Source organism: Amaricoccus sp. (assembly GCF_036846665.1).
In the GTDB taxonomy this organism is placed as follows: Bacteria; Pseudomonadota; Alphaproteobacteria; order Rhodobacterales; family Rhodobacteraceae; genus Amaricoccus.
Genome location: NZ_DAIUBO010000065.1, coordinates 1 through 18400, shown reverse-complemented (window position 1 = coordinate 18400; position 18400 = coordinate 1). Strand labels below are relative to the sequence as shown.

Annotated in this window: 19 protein-coding genes; 2 read left to right on the top strand and 17 right to left on the bottom strand. The window is 68.9% G+C overall.

The annotated features are described in order from the left end of the window. The 6 genes from V7050_RS08460 to mutM form a co-directional block, all read right to left on the bottom strand. Window positions 1-401: AAA family ATPase (locus V7050_RS08460; protein ID WP_324410456.1), on the bottom strand; the 401-nt coding region annotated here is incomplete at its 3' end. A gap of 6 nt (window positions 402-407) precedes the next feature. After that, window positions 408-1526, bottom strand: coding sequence for a DNA polymerase III subunit beta (dnaN, locus tag V7050_RS08455; RefSeq protein WP_324366640.1), 1119 nt, complete (start codon window positions 1524-1526; stop codon window positions 408-410). A 136-nt stretch (window positions 1527-1662) separates the two neighbouring features. Beyond that, window positions 1663-3060 (bottom strand): chromosomal replication initiator protein DnaA, encoded by a 1398-nt coding sequence (dnaA, locus tag V7050_RS08450; RefSeq protein WP_324366638.1) that lies wholly within the window; start codon window positions 3058-3060, stop codon window positions 1663-1665. A 499-nt stretch (window positions 3061-3559) separates the two neighbouring features. Then, the gene (gene rpsT, locus V7050_RS08445) at window positions 3560-3826 is read right to left on the bottom strand and encodes a 30S ribosomal protein S20 (RefSeq protein ID WP_324374288.1); all 267 of its coding nucleotides are present in this window, start codon (window positions 3824-3826) and stop codon (window positions 3560-3562) included. Between the two features lie 96 nt (window positions 3827-3922). Then, the gene (locus V7050_RS08440) at window positions 3923-4699 is read right to left on the bottom strand and encodes an enoyl-CoA hydratase (protein WP_324369102.1); all 777 of its coding nucleotides are present in this window, start codon (window positions 4697-4699) and stop codon (window positions 3923-3925) included. A gap of 57 nt (window positions 4700-4756) precedes the next feature. Beyond that, window positions 4757-5614, bottom strand: coding sequence for a bifunctional DNA-formamidopyrimidine glycosylase/DNA-(apurinic or apyrimidinic site) lyase (mutM, locus tag V7050_RS08435; protein ID WP_324369104.1), 858 nt, complete (start codon window positions 5612-5614; stop codon window positions 4757-4759). 84 nt (window positions 5615-5698) lie between these two features. Between mutM and ubiE the strand changes: the two genes are divergently transcribed. Both ubiE and ubiB read left to right on the top strand, forming a co-directional pair. Continuing rightward, window positions 5699-6454 (top strand): bifunctional demethylmenaquinone methyltransferase/2-methoxy-6-polyprenyl-1,4-benzoquinol methylase UbiE, encoded by a 756-nt coding sequence (ubiE, locus tag V7050_RS08430; protein ID WP_324369106.1) that lies wholly within the window; start codon window positions 5699-5701, stop codon window positions 6452-6454. Window position 6455: 1 nt separating this feature from the next. Beyond that, window positions 6456-7982 (top strand): 2-polyprenylphenol 6-hydroxylase, encoded by a 1527-nt coding sequence (gene ubiB, locus V7050_RS08425; protein WP_324369108.1) that lies wholly within the window; start codon window positions 6456-6458, stop codon window positions 7980-7982. Window positions 7983-8052: 70 nt separating this feature from the next. On the opposite strand, the gene gndA is transcribed toward ubiB, so the two are convergent. From gndA to V7050_RS08370, 11 genes are all read right to left on the bottom strand, one after another. Continuing rightward, entirely contained in the window at window positions 8053-9456 is a 1404-nt protein-coding gene (gene gndA, locus V7050_RS08420) for an NADP-dependent phosphogluconate dehydrogenase (RefSeq protein WP_324369110.1), read from the bottom strand. Window positions 9457-9550: 94 nt separating this feature from the next. Continuing rightward, window positions 9551-10543: a N(2)-acetyl-L-2,4-diaminobutanoate deacetylase DoeB gene (gene doeB, locus V7050_RS08415; protein ID WP_442885403.1), complete on the bottom strand. Its 993-nt coding sequence runs from the start codon at window positions 10541-10543 to the stop codon at window positions 9551-9553. Between the two features lie 22 nt (window positions 10544-10565). Beyond that, window positions 10566-11753, bottom strand: coding sequence for an ectoine hydrolase DoeA (gene doeA / locus V7050_RS08410; protein ID WP_324369114.1), 1188 nt, complete (start codon window positions 11751-11753; stop codon window positions 10566-10568). Between the two features lie 20 nt (window positions 11754-11773). Beyond that, a complete protein-coding gene (eutC, locus tag V7050_RS08405) occupies window positions 11774-12766 on the bottom strand; it encodes an ectoine utilization protein EutC (RefSeq protein WP_324369116.1) in 993 nt (330 codons plus the stop codon). Continuing rightward, window positions 12745-13761, bottom strand: coding sequence for a hydroxyectoine utilization dehydratase EutB (gene eutB / locus V7050_RS08400; RefSeq protein ID WP_324374290.1), 1017 nt, complete (start codon window positions 13759-13761; stop codon window positions 12745-12747). Before eutB ends, eutC begins: the two co-directional genes overlap by 22 nt. Then, window positions 13758-14552: an ectoine utilization protein EutA gene (locus tag V7050_RS08395; RefSeq protein WP_324368559.1), complete on the bottom strand. Its 795-nt coding sequence runs from the start codon at window positions 14550-14552 to the stop codon at window positions 13758-13760. Before V7050_RS08395 ends, eutB begins: the two co-directional genes overlap by 4 nt. Before the next feature lie 8 nt (window positions 14553-14560). Then, window positions 14561-14998 (bottom strand): universal stress protein, encoded by a 438-nt coding sequence (locus tag V7050_RS08390; RefSeq protein WP_324368557.1) that lies wholly within the window; start codon window positions 14996-14998, stop codon window positions 14561-14563. Window positions 14999-15014: 16 nt separating this feature from the next. Continuing rightward, window positions 15015-16301, bottom strand: a complete 1287-nt coding sequence (locus V7050_RS08385; RefSeq protein ID WP_324368555.1) for a TRAP transporter large permease — start codon at window positions 16299-16301, stop codon at window positions 15015-15017. A 3-nt stretch (window positions 16302-16304) separates the two neighbouring features. Further along, entirely contained in the window at window positions 16305-16904 is a 600-nt protein-coding gene (locus V7050_RS08380) for a TRAP transporter small permease (RefSeq protein ID WP_324368553.1), read from the bottom strand. Between the two features lie 73 nt (window positions 16905-16977). Further along, window positions 16978-17994 carry a TRAP transporter substrate-binding protein DctP gene (gene dctP, locus V7050_RS08375; RefSeq protein ID WP_324368551.1) on the bottom strand — a complete coding sequence of 339 codons (1017 nt, stop codon included), beginning with the start codon at window positions 17992-17994 and terminating at the stop codon, window positions 16978-16980. A 196-nt stretch (window positions 17995-18190) separates the two neighbouring features. Further along, window positions 18191-18400 (bottom strand): hypothetical protein (locus V7050_RS08370; RefSeq protein ID WP_442885686.1); only part of this gene is annotated, 210 nt, incomplete at its 5' end.

Genomic DNA, 18400 nt, shown 5'->3' with positions numbered 1-18400 from the left:
CCGCCCGCCGCTTCCATCCACAGCCGGTCCATCGAGGGCGTCAGCCACAAGAGCCGCAGGAGGCGCGCCAGCGCCGCCTGCGGTGCCTGCTTGCCATCGATGACGACCTGCCGCCGCTCCCCCTCCGACCAGGTCTCGACCTCGTGCAGGCCATCGGGGGCGAGAACCCGGGCGACCACCTTCCAGCCCAGCCGCTCCGGCCTGCGGGCGAGGTCTTCCGGCGCCGCCATGCGCAGCCCACGCCCGGGCGACAGCAGCGAGATCGCTTCGATCAGGTTGGTCTTGCCCGCACCGTTCGGCCCGAAGACCGCCACCGGGCGCCCGTCGAACACGAGATCCGCGCCCCGATGCGAACGGAAATGCGATAATCGCAGCCGGGTGACGGCCAGGCCGGCCGCCATCCCGGTTCAGACCCGCATGGGCATCACGACATAGACGGCGGATTCGTCGTTGCCCTCGCGCATCAGCGTCGGATCGCCGGCGGAATTGAACATGAAGACCGCGTTCTCCCGGTCCACCTGTCCGGCGATCTCCAGGAGGTACTTGGCATTGAAGCCGATCTCGAGCCGTTCGTCGGCATAGGCCACCGCCAGCTCCTCGTCCGCGGCACCGGTGTCGGGCGCGTTGACGCTGAGCACCAGCCGGTCCTCCTCGATCGCCATCTTCACCGCCCGTGACCGCTCCGAGGACACCGTCGCCACGCGGTCGACGGCCTGGGCGAATTCCGCCGCATCGACCTCGAGCCGCCGGGAATTGCCGGTGGGGATCACCCGCGCGTAATCGGGGAAGGTGCCGTCGATGACCTTCGAGGTCAGGGTGACCTCCGGCGTGGCGAAGCGCACCTTGGTCTCGCTCACCGAGACCGCGATGGCCATCTCGTCGTCGTCGAGCAGCTTGCGCAGCTCGCCCACGGTCTTGCGCGGCACGATCACCCCCGGCAATCCCTCGGCCCCCTCGGGCAGCGCCGCGTCGATGCGCGCCAGCCGGTGCCCGTCGGTCGCCACGCAGCGCAGCACCGGACCGTCGACCCCCGTCGCCGCATGCAGGTAGACGCCGTTGAGGTAGTACCGCGTCTCCTCGGTCGAGATCGCGAATTTCGCCTTGTCGAACAGGCGCCGCAGCACCGGCGAGGGACAGGCGAAGTTGCTGGAATATTCGCTCGAGGCCATGATCGGGAAATCCTCGCGCGGCAGGGTCGCGAGGCTGAAATGCGACCGCCCCGCCCGCACTTCGAGCCGGCCGGAGATGCCGTCGTCACTCAGTTCCACCATGGCCCCGTCGGGGAGCTTGCGCACGATCTCGTGGAGCGTATGCGCCGAGACGGTGGTCGCGCCGGCCTGGCCGACCATGGCCCGCGCCCGGTCGACGACCTCGATGTCGAGATCGGTGGCGCGGAAGCTCACCTGCTCGCCCTCGGCCTCGATCAGCACGTTGCCGAGGATCGGAATGGTATTGCGCCGCTCCACGACCGATTGCGCCCGGCTCATGGCCCGGAGAAGGGCGCTACGCTCCATGCTGAGTTTCATGACATCCACCGTTAGAGATCCGGGCGCACGGTCCCGTTGCGGTTGCGCGGAACGGCACGTTACCGGATTACCGGGAAAGGGCAAGCGCCGCGGGAAGCCCCTTCGAACTCACCACGCCGGCGGAGCCGAGCCGGCTTCAGGCCTCCAGCATCCGCCGCAGCAGTTCCACGTCCTCCGCGATCTGGGCGTCGCTCACCTTGAGCTCCTCGATCTTGCGGATCGCGTGAATGACCGTGGTGTGGTCCCGCCCGCCGAAGCGGCGCCCGATGTCGGGCAGGCTGCGCGTGGTCAGGGTCTTGGCGAGATACATCGCCACCTGGCGGGGCCTGGCGACCGCCCGGGCACGCCGCGCCGACATCAGATCCGAGATCCGCAGGGTATAATGGTCGGCGACCTTGCGGATGATCTCGTCGATGGTGACCTTGCGCTCGGAGGCGCGCAGGATATCGGCGAGGCATTCCTGCGCCATGTCGAGATTGATCTCGCGCCCCACGAGGCTCGCGAAGGCGAAGAGCCGCGTCAACGCGCCCTCCAGCACCCGCACGTTCGACGAGATGCGGTGCGCGAGGAATTCCAGCACGCCCGGGCCCACGGTCACGCCGGGATTCTGCGCCAGATGCGTCTCGGCCTTGGACTGCAGGATGCCAAGCCGCAATTCGTAGTCGGTTGGGTGCAGGTCGACGACGAGGCCCCATTGCAGCCGCGACTTGATGCGCTCCTCGAGCCCCTCGATCTCGCCCGGTGCCCGGTCGGCGGAAATCACGATCTGCTTCTGCTGGTCGATCAGCACGTTGAAGGTGTGGAAGAACTCGGACTGGGTCGATTCCTTGCCGGAGATGAACTGCACGTCGTCGACCATCAGCATGTCGACCGAGCGGAAGATCTCCTTGAAGCCCTGCATGTCCTTCTGTCGCAGCGCCACCACGAAGCGGTACATGAACTGCTCGGCGGAGAGATAGAGCACCCGGGCATCGCAGCGCGTCCGCCGCACCTCGTGGGCGATGGCATGCATCAGATGCGTCTTGCCGAGCCCCACCCCGCCGTAGAGGAAGAGCGGGTTGAAGGTCACCTGGCCGCCCTCGGCCACGCGGCGCGCGGCGGCATGGGCGAGCTCGTTCGGCTTGCCCACCACGAAATTCTCGAAGGTGAAGCGCGTGTCGAGCGGCGAGGTCGGCAGATCGCTCTCCGCCGCCTGCGGGGCTTCCACGCCCACCGCGGCCGCGGCCGGCGGGACCTCGACGGCGACGGCCGGCGCCTCCGGGGCCTGCACGCAGAACGAGAGCCGGCTCGCCGGGATCCCGTCCTTGACCAGCAATTGCCGGATCGCCTCGCCGTAGTTGCGCGACACCCAGGTCCCGACGAAGCTGGTCGGCGCCGCGAATTGCGCAACCCCGTTCTCCGCGCCGAGAAAGACCAGCGGATCGATCCAGTTCTTGTAGGGATCCTTGCCGATCTGGCCCTGCATGGCTCCCCGGAGCCGGCCCCAGGTATCGGCAGGTGACTCCAGGTCTCGCATCGCGGCCGGCCGGGTCATCTCGCCTCCTCTGATGCCGAGCGAGGCGGCACGAACGTGACCGCGCGGGCGCCGGATCCGGTCGCGGCCCCGCATCGCGAGGGCCGGCTCCTGAAGACCCGGCACATCGAATCCGAAACCCGCGCCGCCCGCCGCATCGTCGTCTCTCCCCATCATATTCTGATCCGCTTAACCGAAAGCCGGTCCGGTGCGGATTCGATCGATTCGTGGAATCTAAACGCTCGTCCGATCTTCTTCGACCCGAAGGCCCGTCGCAAAGTTCATCCAGCAATCATGTTCAGATGCGACGGCCCTGTGGCAAAAAATACTCAGGGTACTCGGAAAACGACTTAGTTCTACTAGGGGTCGCGGTCGAACGGGATTCGATCCGTGGCCGCAAGGATAGCCAAGTGACCCGCATGCGACAACTGGACCGAAGGCGGAACATCCGGGAAAGCATGCGAAAAAAAACGCGCCCCGAAGGGCGCGCCCTATGCGCGAGGCGGTTGGCCGCCTGCCCTCAGGCGCCCAGGGCCTTCACCCGTCCCGCGAGCCTGGAGACCTTCCGGCTGGCAGTCCGCTTGTGCAGGATGCCCTTGCTCACCGAGCGCATGATCTCGGGCTGGGCCAGGCGCAGCGCCTCGGCGGCGGCAGCCTGATCGCCCGAGGAAAGCGCTTCCTCGACCTTGCGCACGAAGGTCCGCATGCGGGAGCGACGCGCCTTGTTCACTGCGGTGCGGCGCTCGGTCTGGCGCGCGCGTTTCTTGGATGACGGCGAATTTGCCATGTCGCGGATCCGTCTCTTCGGTCACGGGAATTTCGAAGCGCCCCTCTACGCGGAGCGACGCGGCGAGTCAACAGACCATTCCGCCGCCGCGCCGCGCTATTTCCCGCGGAACTGCGGGGAGCGCTTCTCCAGGAAGGCCGCCATGCCCTCGGCCTGGTCCTCGGTGGCGAAGAGCGCATCGAAGAGCCGGCGCTCGAACAGCAGCCCCTCGCGCAGCGTGGTCTCGAAGCTGCGGTTCACGCTCTCCTTGGCCGCGCGCACCGCCAGCGGCGATTTCTCCGCGATCTTCGCGGCTGTGGCGCGGGCTTCCTGCATCAGATCCTTGGCCGGCACCACCCGGCTGACCAGCCCCGCACGCTCGGCCTCCTCGGCATCCATGAAGCGCCCGGTCAGGCACATCTCCATCGCCTTCGACTTGCCGATCGAGCGCACCAGCCGTTGGGTACCGCCGAGTCCGGGGATCACGCCCAGGTTGACCTCCGGCTGGCCGAACTTCGCCGTGTCGGCGGCGATGATGAAATCGCAGAGCATCGCCAGCTCGCATCCGCCGCCGAGGCAATAGCCCGCCACCGCGGCGATGATCGGCTTGCGGCAGGCCATGATGGCTTCCGTCGGTCCGGTGAAATAATCGTCGAGCATCATGTCCACGAAGGACTTGTCGGCCATCTCCTTGATGTCCGCGCCGGCGGCGAAGGCCTTGTCGGATCCGGTGACGATGATCGCCCGGACACGGTGCGAGGCGTCCAGTTCGCCGATGGCCGCGGCGAGCTCGCGCAGAAGCTCGGCATTGAGCGCGTTCATCGCATCGGGCCGGTCGAGACGGATTTCGCCGATATGGTCCCCGGTCTCGACGACCAGCGTTTCATAGGCCACGGTCGCTCTCCTCGCAGGATGGTTCGCCGGGACGGTAATCGCAGGCGGCGCCCGCGATCAAGCCCGCCGCTGGCAGCGCGGACAGAAGTAGCTCGAGCGCCCCCCCTGGACCGCCCGCGCGACAAGGCCGCCGCAGCCCGGCCGGGCGCAGGCCGCGCCCTCCCGGCCGTAGACCGCGAAGGAATGCTGGAAATATCCCAGCTCGCCGTCCGCCTGGCGATAGTCGCGCAAGGACGAGCCGCCCGCCGCGATCGCCGCTTCGAGCACCAGGCGGATCGCCACGGCCAGCCGCTCGGCGGCCGCCGCATCGACATCGCGCGCCGGCGCCAGCGGCGAGATCCCGGCCCGCCACAGCGCCTCGCAGACATAGATGTTCCCGAGCCCCGCCACGACCCGCTGGTCGAGCAGCACCGCCTTGACCGGCGTCTTCCGCCCGGCCAGCCGTTCGGCGAGATACCGCCCGTCGAAGGCGTTTCCCAGCGGCTCCGGCCCCAGCACCGCCAGCAGCCGGTGCGCCTCGAGGTCTTGCGTCGGCCAGAGATCCATCGCCCCGAACCGCCGCGCGTCGTTGAAGGTCAGCCGCCCGCCGCCCTCGATGTCGAGGATCACGTGATCGTGCTTCTCCGGCGCGGCGAGCGCGTGGTGGAAGACGCCGAGCCGCACGCCCGACACCAGCCACCGGCCGGACATGCCGAGATGCACGATCAGCGTCTCGCGCGAATCGAGATCGGCCAGCAGGTATTTCGACCGCCGCCCGAGCCGCTCGACCCGCGCGCCCTCCAGCCGCTCGGCCATGCGCGGCGGAAACGGCCAGCGCAGATCCGGCCGCCGGACATCCGCCCGCAGGATGCGGTTTCCCTCAAGCACCGGCGCCAGTCCGCGCCGCACGGTTTCGACCTCGGGCAGTTCCGGCAAGTCCCCTCCGGCCGGCGTGACGGTTGTAACCCGCCGGTCCCGCCTTATAAGCATTGGCTCGACCGACAGAAAGACCGCTCCACCATGACGGACCCCGAGGCGCCGACCACCCATTTCGGCTTCGAGACCATCCCCGAGGCCGACAAGGCCGGCCGCGTGCACGGCGTCTTCACTTCCGTCGCCACGCGCTACGACATCATGAACGACGCCATGAGCCTCGGCATCCACCGCCTCTGGAAGCAGGCGGCGCTGGACTGGCTCGCACCCCGGCCGGACATGGAGCTGCTCGACGTGGCCGGCGGCACCGGCGACATCGCCTTCCGCTTCCTCGACCGCGTGAAGGATCGCGGCCATGTCACGGTCCTCGACATGACCGAGAGCATGCTGGCCGAGGGCCGGGCCCGTGCGGAGAAGGCCGGCCGCGCCGGGCGCATCGACTGGATCGCGGGCGACGCGATGCAGCTGCCGTTCCCCGATTCGCGCTTCGACGCCTATACGATCTCCTTCGGCATCCGCAACGTGACGCGGATCGAGGACGCGCTCGCCGAGGCCTTCCGGGTGCTGCGCCCCGGCGGGCGCTTCCTCGCGCTCGAGTTCAGCCGCGTGCCGGTCGAGGGGCTGCGCTGGCTTTACGACCGCTATTCCTTCAACGTGATCCCCGCCCTGGGCCAAACCATTGTCGGAGACCGCGCCAGCTACCAGTACCTCGTCGAGTCGATCCGACGCTTTCCCGCCCAGGAGCCCTTCGCGGAGATGATCCGCCGCGCGGGCTTCGGGAACGTCGCCTGGCGCAATCTCTCCATGGGCGTCGCCGCGCTGCATTCCGGCTGGAAGCTCTGACTTGCGCGGCCCGCACAATCTCTGGCGGCTGATCCGCACCGGCGCGACCTTCGAGCGCACCGGCGCCATGCGGCTGGTGCTCGAAGCCATGGACGCGCCGCCCTCGCTGCGCATCGCAGCGCGCGTTCTCGGCTGGCCCTTCCAGTGGCTCGGCTACACCGGCGACCCGACACAGCCACCTATCCTTCGCGCGCTGACCGCGCTCGGTCCGGCCTACATCAAGTTCGGCCAGCTGCTCTCGACGCGTCCCGACGTGGTCGGCCACGACCTGGCGAGCCAGCTCACCGTGCTTCAGGACAAGCTGCCGCCCTTTCCGCTCGACGAAGCCCGCGCCGCCGTTGCCCGCGAACTCGGCCAGCCGGTCGATGCCGTCTTCTCCGACTTCTCCGAACCCATCGCCGCCGCCTCGCTGGCACAGGTCCACCGCGCCACCATGCGCGCGACCGGACAGGACGTGGCGGTCAAGGTGCTGCGGCCCGGAATCGAGCGTGCCTTCCTGCGCGACGTCGACGCCTTCTATTTCGCCGCGCGCATGATCGAGACGCTGGCGCCCTTCACCCGCCGGCTGCGCCCGCGCGCGGTCATCGAGCATTTCGAGGGCGTCGTGCTGGGCGAGCTCGACCTGCGCATGGAGGCCGCCGCCGCCGCAGAGTTCCGCGCCAATACCGAGCGGGATTCGGATTTCCGCGTGCCGGCGGTGGTCTGGCCCGCGACCGGCCGCCGCGTCATGACGCTCGAATGGGCGGCCGGCATCAACATGGGCGACGTGACAGCGCTCAAGGCATCGGGAACCGACCTCGTGCGCCTCGCCGAGCGCATCATCCAGTCCTTCCTGCGCCACGCGCTGCGCGACGGCTTTTTTCACGCCGACATGCACCAGGGCAATCTCAAGCTCGGCCCCGACTGCGCGATCGTCGCGCTCGACTTCGGCATCATGGGGCGCATCGACGCCTATACCCGCAGGGTCTATGCCGAGATTCTCATCGGCTTTCTTCGCAAGGACTTCGCCCGCGTCGCTGAGGTGCATTTCGAAGCCGGCTACGTGCCGCCCGACCGCAACATGGAGGCCTTCGCCCAGGCGCTGCGCTCGGTCGGCGAGCCGATCTTCGGCCAGGACGCCACTCGCATCTCCATGGCCCGGCTGCTGGCGCATCTCTTCGAGGTGACCGAGCGCTTCGGCATGCAGACCCGCACCGAGCTCATCCTGCTCCAGCGGACCATGGTGGTCGTCGAAGGCGTCGCCCGCAGCCTCGACCCCTCGATGAACATGTGGGAGACCTCGCGCCCTGTCGTCACCGACTATATCGCGCGCAACCTCGGGCCGGCGGCGGTCACCCGCGACCTCGCCGCCACCCTCCGGGTGCTGTCGCGCTTCGGGCCCCGCCTGCCGGCCATGGCGGAGGCGGCGCTGATCCGGGCGAGCGCGCCGCCGCCGCCGCCCGACCGCCGCCGCCCGCCGGGCTGGGTCTACGGCCTCGGCGGCGCAGCGGTCGGCGCGGGCCTCGTCGCGCTCGGAACCCTGCTGTAGGCGCGGCCGGTCCCCGGAAGGCACGGCGCCCCCGCGCCGCCAGCTGCGCAACGCATTTCCGCAAACGGCTTCAGCCGCGCGCCCAGGGCCCGTGGTGGCCGCCGCTTTCGTCGATGCGCTCGAAGGAATGGAGCCCGAAGAAATCCCGCTGGCCCTGGATCATGTTGGCGGTGCCCCGGCCGGTGCGCATCGCATCGAAATAGGCCAGCGCCGCTCCGAGCGCCGGCGCGGGATTGCCCGAGAGCGCCGCCACCGAGACCACCCGGCGCAGCGCGCCATGGCTCGCCTTCATCCGCTCCGCGAAGCTCGGCGCGAACATCAGGTTCGTGCCCGGATGCTCGGACAGAGCCCGGGCCATGTCGTCGAGCATCGCCGAGCGGATGATGCAGCCCGCGCGCCAGACCTTCGCCACCTCCGGCAGCGGCACCGCCCAGCCGTATTCCCCCGAGGCCGCGACGAGCAGCCCGAAGCCCTGGGCATAGCTCGCGATCTTTCCCGCCAGCAGCGCCTGCTCCAGCGCCGGAACCAGCCCGGCATCGCCGGTGATCCGCTCCGGCGCCGCGCCGAAGATCGCCTCGCCCGCCTTTCGTTCCTCGAGCCGTGCCGAGAGGTTGCGCGCAGCCACGGCCGCCTCGATCGCAGTCACGGGTGCCGCGAGATGCTGCGCCTCGATTGCGGTCCAGCGCCCCGTGCCCTTCTGCCCGGCCCGGTCGAGGATCACGTCGAGCAGCGGCTTGCCGGTCTTCGTATCCACCGTATCCGCGACCTTGGCCGCGATCTCCACCAGATAGGAGGCCAGCGGCCCCTCGTTCCAGCGCGCGAAGACCGCGCCGATCTCGCCCGCCGTCATGCCCAGCCCGTCGCGCATGATGCCGTAGACCTCGGCGATCATCTGCATGTCGGCGTATTCGATGCCGTTGTGCACGGTCTTGACGAAATGTCCCGCGCCGTCGGGTCCCATCCAGGTGGCGCAGGGCGTGCCCTCGAACTTGGCCGAGATCGCCTCGAGCACCGGCGCCACCCGGTCCCAGCCGGCCTTGGCCCCCCCGCCCATGATCGAGGGCCCGTGCCGCGCCCCCTCCTCGCCGCCGGAGACGCCGATGCCGAGGAAGGGCAGCCCCGCCGCCTCGGCCTCCGCCGCCCGCCGGCGCGTGTCGCGGAAATTGGCGTTGCCCGCGTCGATGATCAGGTCGTCGGGCCCCAGCACCTCGCGCAGCGCCGCAATCATCGCATCGACCGGTTCGCCCGCCGGCACCATCAGGATCACCGCCCGCGGCGTCTTGAGCGCGGCGGCGAGATCGGCGAGCGTCGGGCAGGGCGCGACCCGCTCCGCCAATGGCCCCGCGCCGGCGACGAATTCCCCGATCACCGACGTCGTGCGGTTGTTCACCGCGACGCGAAATCCCTTTTCGGCGATGTTGAGCGCCAGCGCCGCGCCCATCGTCCCCAGACCGACCAGCCCGACTTCCTGCATCCCATCCTCCCGCCTGGCCTCCCCGGACCCGCGACGGCAGATATTGCCGATCGGGGCGCGCTTGTCACCCCGGAGTGCGAGAAGTGGGCGGCGCCTATTCCACCACGACCGCGGTCACCGCGAGGCAATCGCCGGATTTCACCAGCCCGGGAAAATGCCGGGCCGTCAGCAGGCCCGCGCGCCGCGCGTGATAGACCACGGGCGTCTGGCCGGTCCGCTCGACCGGCCAGACCCGCGCGATCTCCGCGCCCTTCTCCACCGGCGCGCCGAGATCGGCGAGCGGCTCGATCAGCCCGTCATGTTCGGCGAAGACAAAGCAATCGCCGTCGGGCATGTCGAGGTCGATGCTGGGTGCGGTCTCCGGATCGCCTTTGTGGATGCCGGCATGAATCAGGAAGTTGCGCACACCCTTCTTCGCGATCCCGATCGACCGGGCCGTGGCCGTGCCACCGCCCCCGAGCTCGGTCGAGACGAAGACCTTGCCCAGCGCCTCGACGGTGGTGTCGAACATGCCGACGTTGTCGATCTCCAGAAGCACCATCGAGTAGGGTGCGTTGAAGGCCCGCATCGCGTCGATGCAGGCTTCCTCCTGGACCTTCGCGTCGAGCCTGTGCGCCGCGGCGAAGGGCACGAAATCGAGCGTCTTTCCTCCCGAATGGAAGTCGAGGACGAAATCGGCCATCGGCGCGAGCGTCGAGGCGAAATAATCCGCGATCTTCTGGGTTGGCGTCCCGTCCGCCCGTCCTGGAAAACTGCGATTGAGATTACCCCGGTCGATGGGCGAGGTTCGCGTCCCCGCCCGGAAGGCCGGCGCGTTCATGAAGGGCACGATGATTACCCGGCCCCGGACTTCTTCGGGTTTCAGCTCCATCGCGAGGGCCTGCAGGGCTACCGGCCCCTCGTATTCGTCGCCGTGGTTGGCCCCGGTCAGGAGCGCCGTCGGTCCCTCGCCGTTCCGCACCACCGTGATCGGGATCAGCACCGAGCCCCAGGCGCTGTCGTCCCGGCTGTAGGGCATGCGCAGGAAGCCGTGATGCACGCCGTCTTCGTCGAATGGCACGCCGGCCACGATCGGGCTTACCGGCATCGGCTGGGATTGCAGCATGACGCTACTCCTTGACCGTGAGCCGCCGCGGCACGTCGGCGAGGCATTCCGGCCCCTCGTCGCCGATCACGATGCTCTCGGTGATCTCGAGGCCCCAGCCCTCCATCCAGAGCCCGGTCATGAAATGGAAGGTCATGCCCGCCTGCATCACCGTCCGGTCGCCGGGCCGGAGCGACATGGTCCGCTCGCCCCAGTCGGGCGGATAGGAGAGCCCGATCGGATAGCCGGTCCGGTTGTCCTTGGCGATGCCGTGGCGGTTCAGGACCGCGAAGAAGGCATTTGCGATGTCCTCGCAGCGATTGCCCGCCTTCGCCACCTCGAGCCCGGCATCCATGCCCTCCAGCACCGCCTTCTCGGCCTCGCGGAAATGCGCCGGCGGGCGCCCGAGAAAGACCGTGCGCGACAGCGGGCAATGGTAGCGGCGATAGACTCCGGCGATCTCGAAGAAGGTGCCTTCGCCCGCCCGCATCGGTGCGTCGTCCCAGGTCAGATGCGGCGCCGCCGCATCCTCGCCCGAGGGAAGCAGCGGCACGATGGCTGGATAATCGCCCCCCGCCCCGAGATCCTCGTCGTAGCGCAGGGCGGCATCGTAGATCTCGGCCACCAGGTCGCATTTGCGCAGCCCCGGCTCCGCGACCTCCGCGATCCGGGCATGCATCCGCTCCACGAGGCGCGCGGCCTTGCGCATGTAGTCCAGCTCCCGCTCGGACTTCACCGCCCGCTGCCAGTTGACCAGCGCGGTCACGTCGACGAATCGCGCGTTCGGCAAGTGCTTCTGCAATGCCCCATAAGCCGCTGCGGAGAACCAGTAATTGTCCATCTCGACGCCGATCCGCCCGCGGTCCCAGCCCCGTTCCGCGATGCGCGCGGCGAGGTAGTCCATCGGGTGCCGCTCGGTCGATTGCACGTAGTGGTCCGGGTAGCCGATGATGTTCGCGTGCTCCATGAAGCAGGTCCGCTTCGCCCCGTTGCCGTCCTGCCCGCGGCCGAACCAGACCGGCTCGCCGTCGAGCGCCAGCAGCACGCATTGATGCACATAGAAGGACCAGCCGTCGTAGCCGGTCAGCCAGGCCATATTCGAGGGGTCGGAGACGAGGATCAGATCCACGCCCTTCGCTTCCATCGCGGCCCGGGTACGCGCGATCCGCTGCGCATATTCCTCTCGGCTGAAATGCAGCTGGACATCGCCCATGCTCTGGCCCCCTCTCGTCGTCAGGTTTCGAAATCGCTTCCCGCCCCGGCGGATTCGGCCCGCGCCGCGGCGAGGGTCGCGATGGCGGTGTCCTGCACGCCGGTCCCGGTCAGGTCGGCGATGGTGATCGCCTCCGGGCCGGTGCGGCCCGCCGCCATGCCCGCCACGATGTCGCCCAGTTCGGCGAATTCCGCATCCGCCGCGACCAGCCCGGCGGCGATCGCGCTGCGCAACTCTCCGAGGCCGCGGGTCTGCGAGAGCCGGTCGGGAACGTAGAGATCGGCCCGCAGGAGACAGCCGGGCTCTAGTTCGTTCTTGTCGTGCTGGTCCGACCCCATGGCAGTGACATGCTGCCCCGGCCGCAGCCAGTCGGCGCGCAGCACCGGCGCCCTCGCGGGCGTGGTGGTGACGATCACGTCGGCCCCGCGCACCGCCGCCGCCGGATCGCGCTCCGCCCGCGCCGCGATGCCGAGCGCTTCGGCCATCTCCCGGGCCACCACCGCAGTCTTCTCCCCGTCGCGCCCCCAGAACACCGCCTCGCGGATCGGCCGCACCAGCGCCAGCGCCCGCAGCTGCATGCGCGCCTGCAACCCGCTGCCGAGGATCGCCGCCACGCCCGAATCCGCGCGCGCCAGATGCCGGGCCGCCACCGCCCCCGCCGCCGCGGTCCGCACATCCGTCAGATAGCCGTTGTCGAGCAGCAGCGACTGGACCTGCCCGGTCTTCGCCGAGAACAGGATCATCAGGCCGGATGTCGAGGGAAGCCCCAGCGCGGGATTGTCGAAGAAGCCCGGCGAGACCTTCAGCGCGAAGCTCGGCAGCCCCGGCACGTAGGCGGTCTTGACATCGACCTCGCCGTTCGCCTCGGCGATGGCCATGGACAGGATCGGCGGCATCACCACCTTCCCGCCGCTGAGCGCGCGGAACCCCTCCTCGATGCAATCCACCGCCGCGAGGTCGAGCGGCACGAGCCCGCGCAGGTCGCGTTCGGTCAGGATCCGGATTCCGGGCACGGCGCCTCCTCCACGGCCACATCCACGTCCTCGCCGGAGACGATGCGGTGGTGCAATTTCATGTCGATGTTTCCGCCGCTCAGGAGCAGCATCACCGGCCCCCGCGCCGCGACCCTGCCCGCCAGCATCGCCGCCACGCCCGCCCCACCCGCGCCTTCGACCACCTGGCGCTCCTGCCAGTAGCAATGCCGGAGGCCGGCGGCGATCTCCGGCTCGCCGAGCAGCACCACCTCGTCGACGAGGTCACGCACCATGGCGAAGGTATGGCGGTTGTCGAGCCCGATGCCGCCCCCGAGCGAATCGGCCAGCGTCGGCAGTTCCTCCACCTGGACCGGGCGTCCCGCCGCGAGGCTCGCCTGCATCGCCGCGCCCCGTGCCATCGAGACGCCGACGACGCGCACCGCCGGCCGACGCGCCTTCACCGCCGCCGCGATCCCGGCGATCAGCCCGCCGCCGGACAATTGCACGACCAATGTGTCGAGTTCGGGCACCGCCTCGATCATCTCCAGGCCCAGCGTACCCTGTCCCGCGATCACGTCCCTGTGGTCGAAGGGCGGGATCGACACCATGCCCTCCTCGGCGATCAGCCGGTCGACCTCCACCTGCGCATCGTCCTGGCTCGCCCCGACGATCCGCGCCTCCGCGCCCAGGGCCTCGATCGCCTCGACCTTGTTGCGCGGCACCAGCGCGGACATGCAGATCACCGCCCGCACGCCGGCCCTGCGTGCGGCATGGGCGAGCGCGCGGCCGTGATTGCCGGTCGAGGCCGCCGCCACGCCGCCCGCCCGCGCCGCCTCGTCGAGCCGCGCCACGGCATTCGACGCGCCGCGAAGCTTGAAGCTCCCAGTGTGCTGGAGATGCTCGAACTTGAGCCAGACCGGAACCCCGGCCCGTTCCGAGAGGCTCGGCGAGGGATCGACCGGCGTCGGTCGGATCATCCCCGCGATGCGCGCCCGCGCCGCCTCGATCTCCGGCAGTCCGACCGCCGCGCTCATCGCCCCGACCCTTCCCGGGCCGTCCGCGCGAAGAGAGAGCCGTATCCGCCCGGAACTGCCCCGATCCCCGCGGCCCGGCGCATGGCCCAGATGCTCGCCTGATTCGAGGTCACCACCGGCTTGCCCAGACGCGCCTCGATCGCCGCCACCGCTTCGAGCGCCGGCAGCGCGGTGCAGGAGACAAAGAGCGCCTCGGCCCGCGGATCGTCAGCCAGCGCCGCCGCGTCGATCAGGCTCGCGGGCTCCAGCCGGGCCATCTCCCGGTCATCTTCGAGCCCCAGGCAGGAAGACCGCACCACCTCGAAACCCTCCGCCACGAGACGCGCCGCCACCGGCCGCGTGGTCTCCGCCAGATAGGGCGTGAGCAGGGCCACGCGGCGGGCGTCGAGCGCCTTCAGCGCGGCGCAGCCCGCGGCGATCGGCGTGATCACCGGCACCCCCGGCCGCGCCCTCTCCACCGCCGCGCTGACGACGCCGTCGCCGATCACCACCGAGGCCGCAGTGCAGCTGAAGCAGATCGCATCGAGCGTCGCGCCCGGCGCCAGCAGCGCCGCCGCCGCTTCCAGCCACGGCGCCATCCGGCGCAGGTTCTCCGGCGTCGTCGGATTGGAATAGGACACCCGTGTCGCATGCACCGCCGCCAAGTCGGGCGGCACGAGCCTTGCGACGTCGCGCTCGGTCGTCAGGTCGGTCGCGAGCAGGATCAGCCCCAGCCGGCGCGGCCGTCCCGGCGGAACGAACGAAAGCGCCGCGTCGATCTCGACCGTCGCTGCCTCTGCGTGCTCCGCCATCCGCGGGATCAGACGACGAGGACCGGGCAATCGGCGAGCCCGGTCACCTTGTGCGACACGCTGCCCAGCAGGAAGCTTTCGATCGAGCCGAGTCCCCTGCTGCCGATCACGATCAGATCCACCCCGTGCTCGCGCGCGAAGGCGATGATGCTGCGCGCCGGCTGGCCGCCCTTGACGAAGGCACGGGCACCGCTCGCACCAGCCTCGTGCGCGAGCGCGCGCCCCGCCTCGGCCACCTCGCGGGCATGGTCCCGCATCACGTCGTCGACATTTCCCGAGTCCTCGGGGCGCCGCACCGACAGCGACGCTTCGAGCAGGCTGTGATGGTGAAAGACCGTGAGGATCAGCACCTCGGCCTCGCAGAGCATCGCCAGCGCCGCCCCCTTGCGGACCGCCTCCGCGCTGCTCGGCGACCCGTCGAAGGGGATCAGGATCCGCGTGAACATGCACCGCCTCCCGGGTTCAATCGGCGAAGGCAAGGTCGCGCAGGAAGAGCGCGATCTGCGGGAAGAAGATCAGCGCGACCGAGACGCCGAGCAGCATGATGATGAAGGGGGGCGTGCCCCGGATCACCTCGATATAGGGCCGCTTGAAGACCGCGATGGCCGTGAAGATGTCGCAGCCGAAGGGCGGCGTCGCCGAGCCGATCGCGACCTGGAGCGTGATGATCGTGCCCACCAGCACTGGATCGAGCCCGACCGACTGCACCACCGGCGCGAAGATCGGCACCATGACCAGGATCACCACGATCGGATCGACGAACATGCACCCGATGAAGAACGCGATCGAGATCACGAACAGAACCCCGATCGGGCCCATCTCCGACACCCCGACCGCGCCGAGGATCGCCTGCGGGATCTGGGCAAAGCTGATCACCCAGGAGAACGCCGCCCCGGCACCGACGAGGATGAAAACGACCGCAGTGATGAGCCCGGTGGACTTGGCGGTGGCGTAAACGTCGGCGAAGTTCATCGAGCGGAACACGATGAGCTCGAGTACCAGCGCGTAGAGCACGCAGGCCGCTGCCGCCTCGGTCGGGCTGAAGATGCCGCCGTAGATGCCGCCGATGATGATCAACGGGAATCCGAGGGGCCAGAGCGCCTGCCGGATCGCCCGGGCGCGCTCGCCCCAGGTCGACTTCGGCTCGGTCGGCACGTTGTTTCGGACGGCATAGAACATGCTGTAGGCCGAGAACAGGACGAGGATCAGCAGCCCCGGCCCGATCCCGGCGATAAACAGCTCGGCGATCGAGGTGTTGGAGACCACGCCGTAGATGATCATGCCGATCGACGGCGGGATCAGGAAGGCGATGTCGGACGAGTTGACGATCAGCGCCAGGATGAAGCTGTCGTTGTAGCCCGCCTTGAGCATGCGCGGGCGCAGCGGCGAGCCCACCGCCACCACCGTGGCTTGCGTCGAGCCCGAGACCGCACCGAACATGGTGCAGGCCGCCGCGGTCGAGACCGCGAGCCCGCCCTTCACGTGGCCGACGAAGGCCATCACCATGTCGATCAGCCGCCCGGCAGACTGGCCGCGGGTCATGATGTCGGCGGCGAAAATGAACATCGGCACCGCGATCAGCGAAGCGGGCCGGATGCCGGCCAGGATCTGCTGCACCATGGTCTCGAGTTGGCCGAAGCCGCCGAAAAGGGCGAAGAACCCGATGAAGGAGGCGACGATGAGCGGAATCATCATCGGGAACCCGAGCAACAGCAGCGCGACCATCGTCAGCATTACGGTGGCGGTCATGGCTCAGATCTCCGTCTCGTCTTCCTCGTAGCCCTCGAGCACCAGGGTCGAGAGCCAGAGGTCCGGGTCGGTCGCATTCTTCACCGCGGTAAGCGCGTACTGGACCCCGGTCATGAAGAAGCCGACCGGCACCCACACGTAGCTCCACCAGACCGGGATCTGCAGGGCCGGCAGCACCCGGCCCTGCCCTGCAAGGGTGATGATGTAGCCGATGGAATACCAGCAGAGCCCGAACATGAAGACCGAGGTTACGGCAGCGATCAGTATCATCATCGCCCTGCGCGCCGGCGGCGGCAAAGCATCGAAGATCGCCGACATGCGGATATGCCGGCCGTGGCGCGCGGCGTAGCTGATGCCGGCGAAGGTGATCCAGACGATGAGGATGCTGTTGAGCTCCTCGGTGAAGTAGATCGAGGTCCGGAACACGAACCGGCCGACCACGTTCGCGACGGTATTGAGCGCCATCAGAAGCACGCCGGCCGCCAGCATGACCGACTCGATGTGGGCGATGGCGGTGTCGATCACGCCGAGCGGACCCGGCAACGTGGATTCCAAGCGTGATCGCTCGGATCGGGACGTCGGTGCCGGCGTTGGCTCGCTCAAGGATGCCTCCTCGCCTGGTCGGGTCCGCGCGCGCCGCGAGACCTGCCCGCGGCGCGCTGCTGCGATTTTCTGGCTACTGGACGGCCTCGAGGTCGGCTTTCATCTGGTCGAGGATCGCCTGGCCGCCGTCGCCGGTCATTTCGATGAACGTCGCCTCGACCTCGGCGGCCGCATCCATGAACGGCTGGCGCTCGGCCGCGTCGAGGGTGTTGATCTCCATGTCCGGCTTGGCTTCCTTGATGTTCGCCAGCGCCTGCTCCTGGAGCGTCGCCTGGTAGTCGACGATGTAGTCGAACGCCGCCTGGGTCGCGTTCTGGATCACCTGCTGATCTTCCTCCGACAGCCCGTCGTAGAAGGCCTTGTTGGCCATCACCGCCGTGGTGAAGTTGTTGTGGCCGATGCAGGTGATGACGTCGGTCACCTCGTAGATCTTGGTCGAATCCAGGAAGAAGCCCGGGTTCTCCTGGCCCTGGATGATGCCGGTCTGCAGCGCGCCGTAGACCTCGCCCCAGGTCAGCGGCGTCGGCACCGCGCCGAAGGCCTCGTAGCTCTGGACCAGCAGCGGGTTGGTCATCACCCGGAACTTCACCTCGTCGAGATCGGCGGGGCTGTGGACCGGCTCCTGGGTGGTCATGCAGACCTCGCCCTCGGGGAACATGGTCAGCAGCTCCAGCCCCTGCTGGGCGTAGAGCTCGGGGAACATCTCGTTGATGGCCACCGAAGTCCGGAAGAACTCGACGAGATCCTCGTTGTTCTGCGGCAGCAGGTAGGGCACGAAAAACACCTGCGCCTCGGGGATGGTCGCGCCGGTGAAGCCCGGCGACTGGTCGACGAACTGCAGGATGCCGGCCTTGGTCTGCTCCATGATGTCGTCGGATTCGCCGAGCGTGCCGAAGGGGAAGAGCTGGATCACGTGATCCGAATTGGCCTCGACCTCCTCCTTGAACTTCTCGGCGAAGACGTTCTGCACATCCGCCGCCGCCGCTTCCTCGGTGGCGTAGCGCCAGGTCTCGGCCTGCGCCGCTGTGGCGACGGCCAGCATCGCCACGGCGGAAACGGCGCCGAGAATCTCGCTCTTTCTTCCGGTCATCCTTTTTTCTCCCTGTAGGATCTTGGGTCTTTCGGCCGTTTCCCCGCGTTCCGACGGCCGCCATGCGCGGCAACGCGCAGGGAGCCGGCCCTGTCGGTGGCGGAAGCGCAGAGGTCAGATATTTGCCCAAGAAATATACGGCGACAAAAGCATGTCAATTTTTTTATTGAATCATTACAATTGAGCCTGCCAGCGATCAGACGGCGAGCAGATCCTGCTCCGGCCGGTTGCGGGCGAGGCGCGCGAGGATTTCCAGACCCCGCGCCACCGCGTCATCCGAGGCGGCGCCGAGGCAGATGCGCACGCCGCGATGGCGCGGCGGCTCGCCGATGGCGAAGGACGACCCCGCCGCCACCGCGACGCCATGGAGCCGGGCGAGGCTGACGAAAGCGCCGGCCTCCCAGGG

Bases quoted from the DNA above. Each gene is read 5' to 3' on its own strand.
- dnaN (WP_324366640.1), bottom strand. From the start codon at position 1,526: ATGAAACTCAGCATGGAGCGTAGCGCCCTTCTCCGGGCCATGAGCCGG.
- dnaA (WP_324366638.1), bottom strand. From the start codon at position 3,060: ATGACCCGGCCGGCCGCGATGCGAGACCTGGAGTCACCTGCCGATACC.
- rpsT (WP_324374288.1), bottom strand. From the start codon at position 3,826: ATGGCAAATTCGCCGTCATCCAAGAAACGCGCGCGCCAGACCGAGCGC.
- ubiE (WP_324369106.1), top strand. From the start codon at position 5,699: ATGACGGACCCCGAGGCGCCGACCACCCATTTCGGCTTCGAGACCATC.
- gndA (WP_324369110.1), bottom strand. From the start codon at position 9,456: ATGCAGGAAGTCGGGCTGGTCGGTCTGGGGACGATGGGCGCGGCGCTG.
- doeB (WP_442885403.1), bottom strand. From the start codon at position 10,543: ATGCCGGTAAGCCCGATCGTGGCCGGCGTGCCATTCGACGAAGACGGC.
- doeA (WP_324369114.1), bottom strand. From the start codon at position 11,753: ATGGGCGATGTCCAGCTGCATTTCAGCCGAGAGGAATATGCGCAGCGG.
- eutB (WP_324374290.1), bottom strand. From the start codon at position 13,761: ATGAGCGCGGCGGTCGGACTGCCGGAGATCGAGGCGGCGCGGGCGCGC.
- V7050_RS08395 (WP_324368559.1), bottom strand. From the start codon at position 14,552: ATGGCGGAGCACGCAGAGGCAGCGACGGTCGAGATCGACGCGGCGCTT.
- V7050_RS08390 (WP_324368557.1), bottom strand. From the start codon at position 14,998: ATGTTCACGCGGATCCTGATCCCCTTCGACGGGTCGCCGAGCAGCGCG.
- V7050_RS08385 (WP_324368555.1), bottom strand. From the start codon at position 16,301: ATGACCGCCACCGTAATGCTGACGATGGTCGCGCTGCTGTTGCTCGGG.
- dctP (WP_324368551.1), bottom strand. From the start codon at position 17,994: ATGACCGGAAGAAAGAGCGAGATTCTCGGCGCCGTTTCCGCCGTGGCG.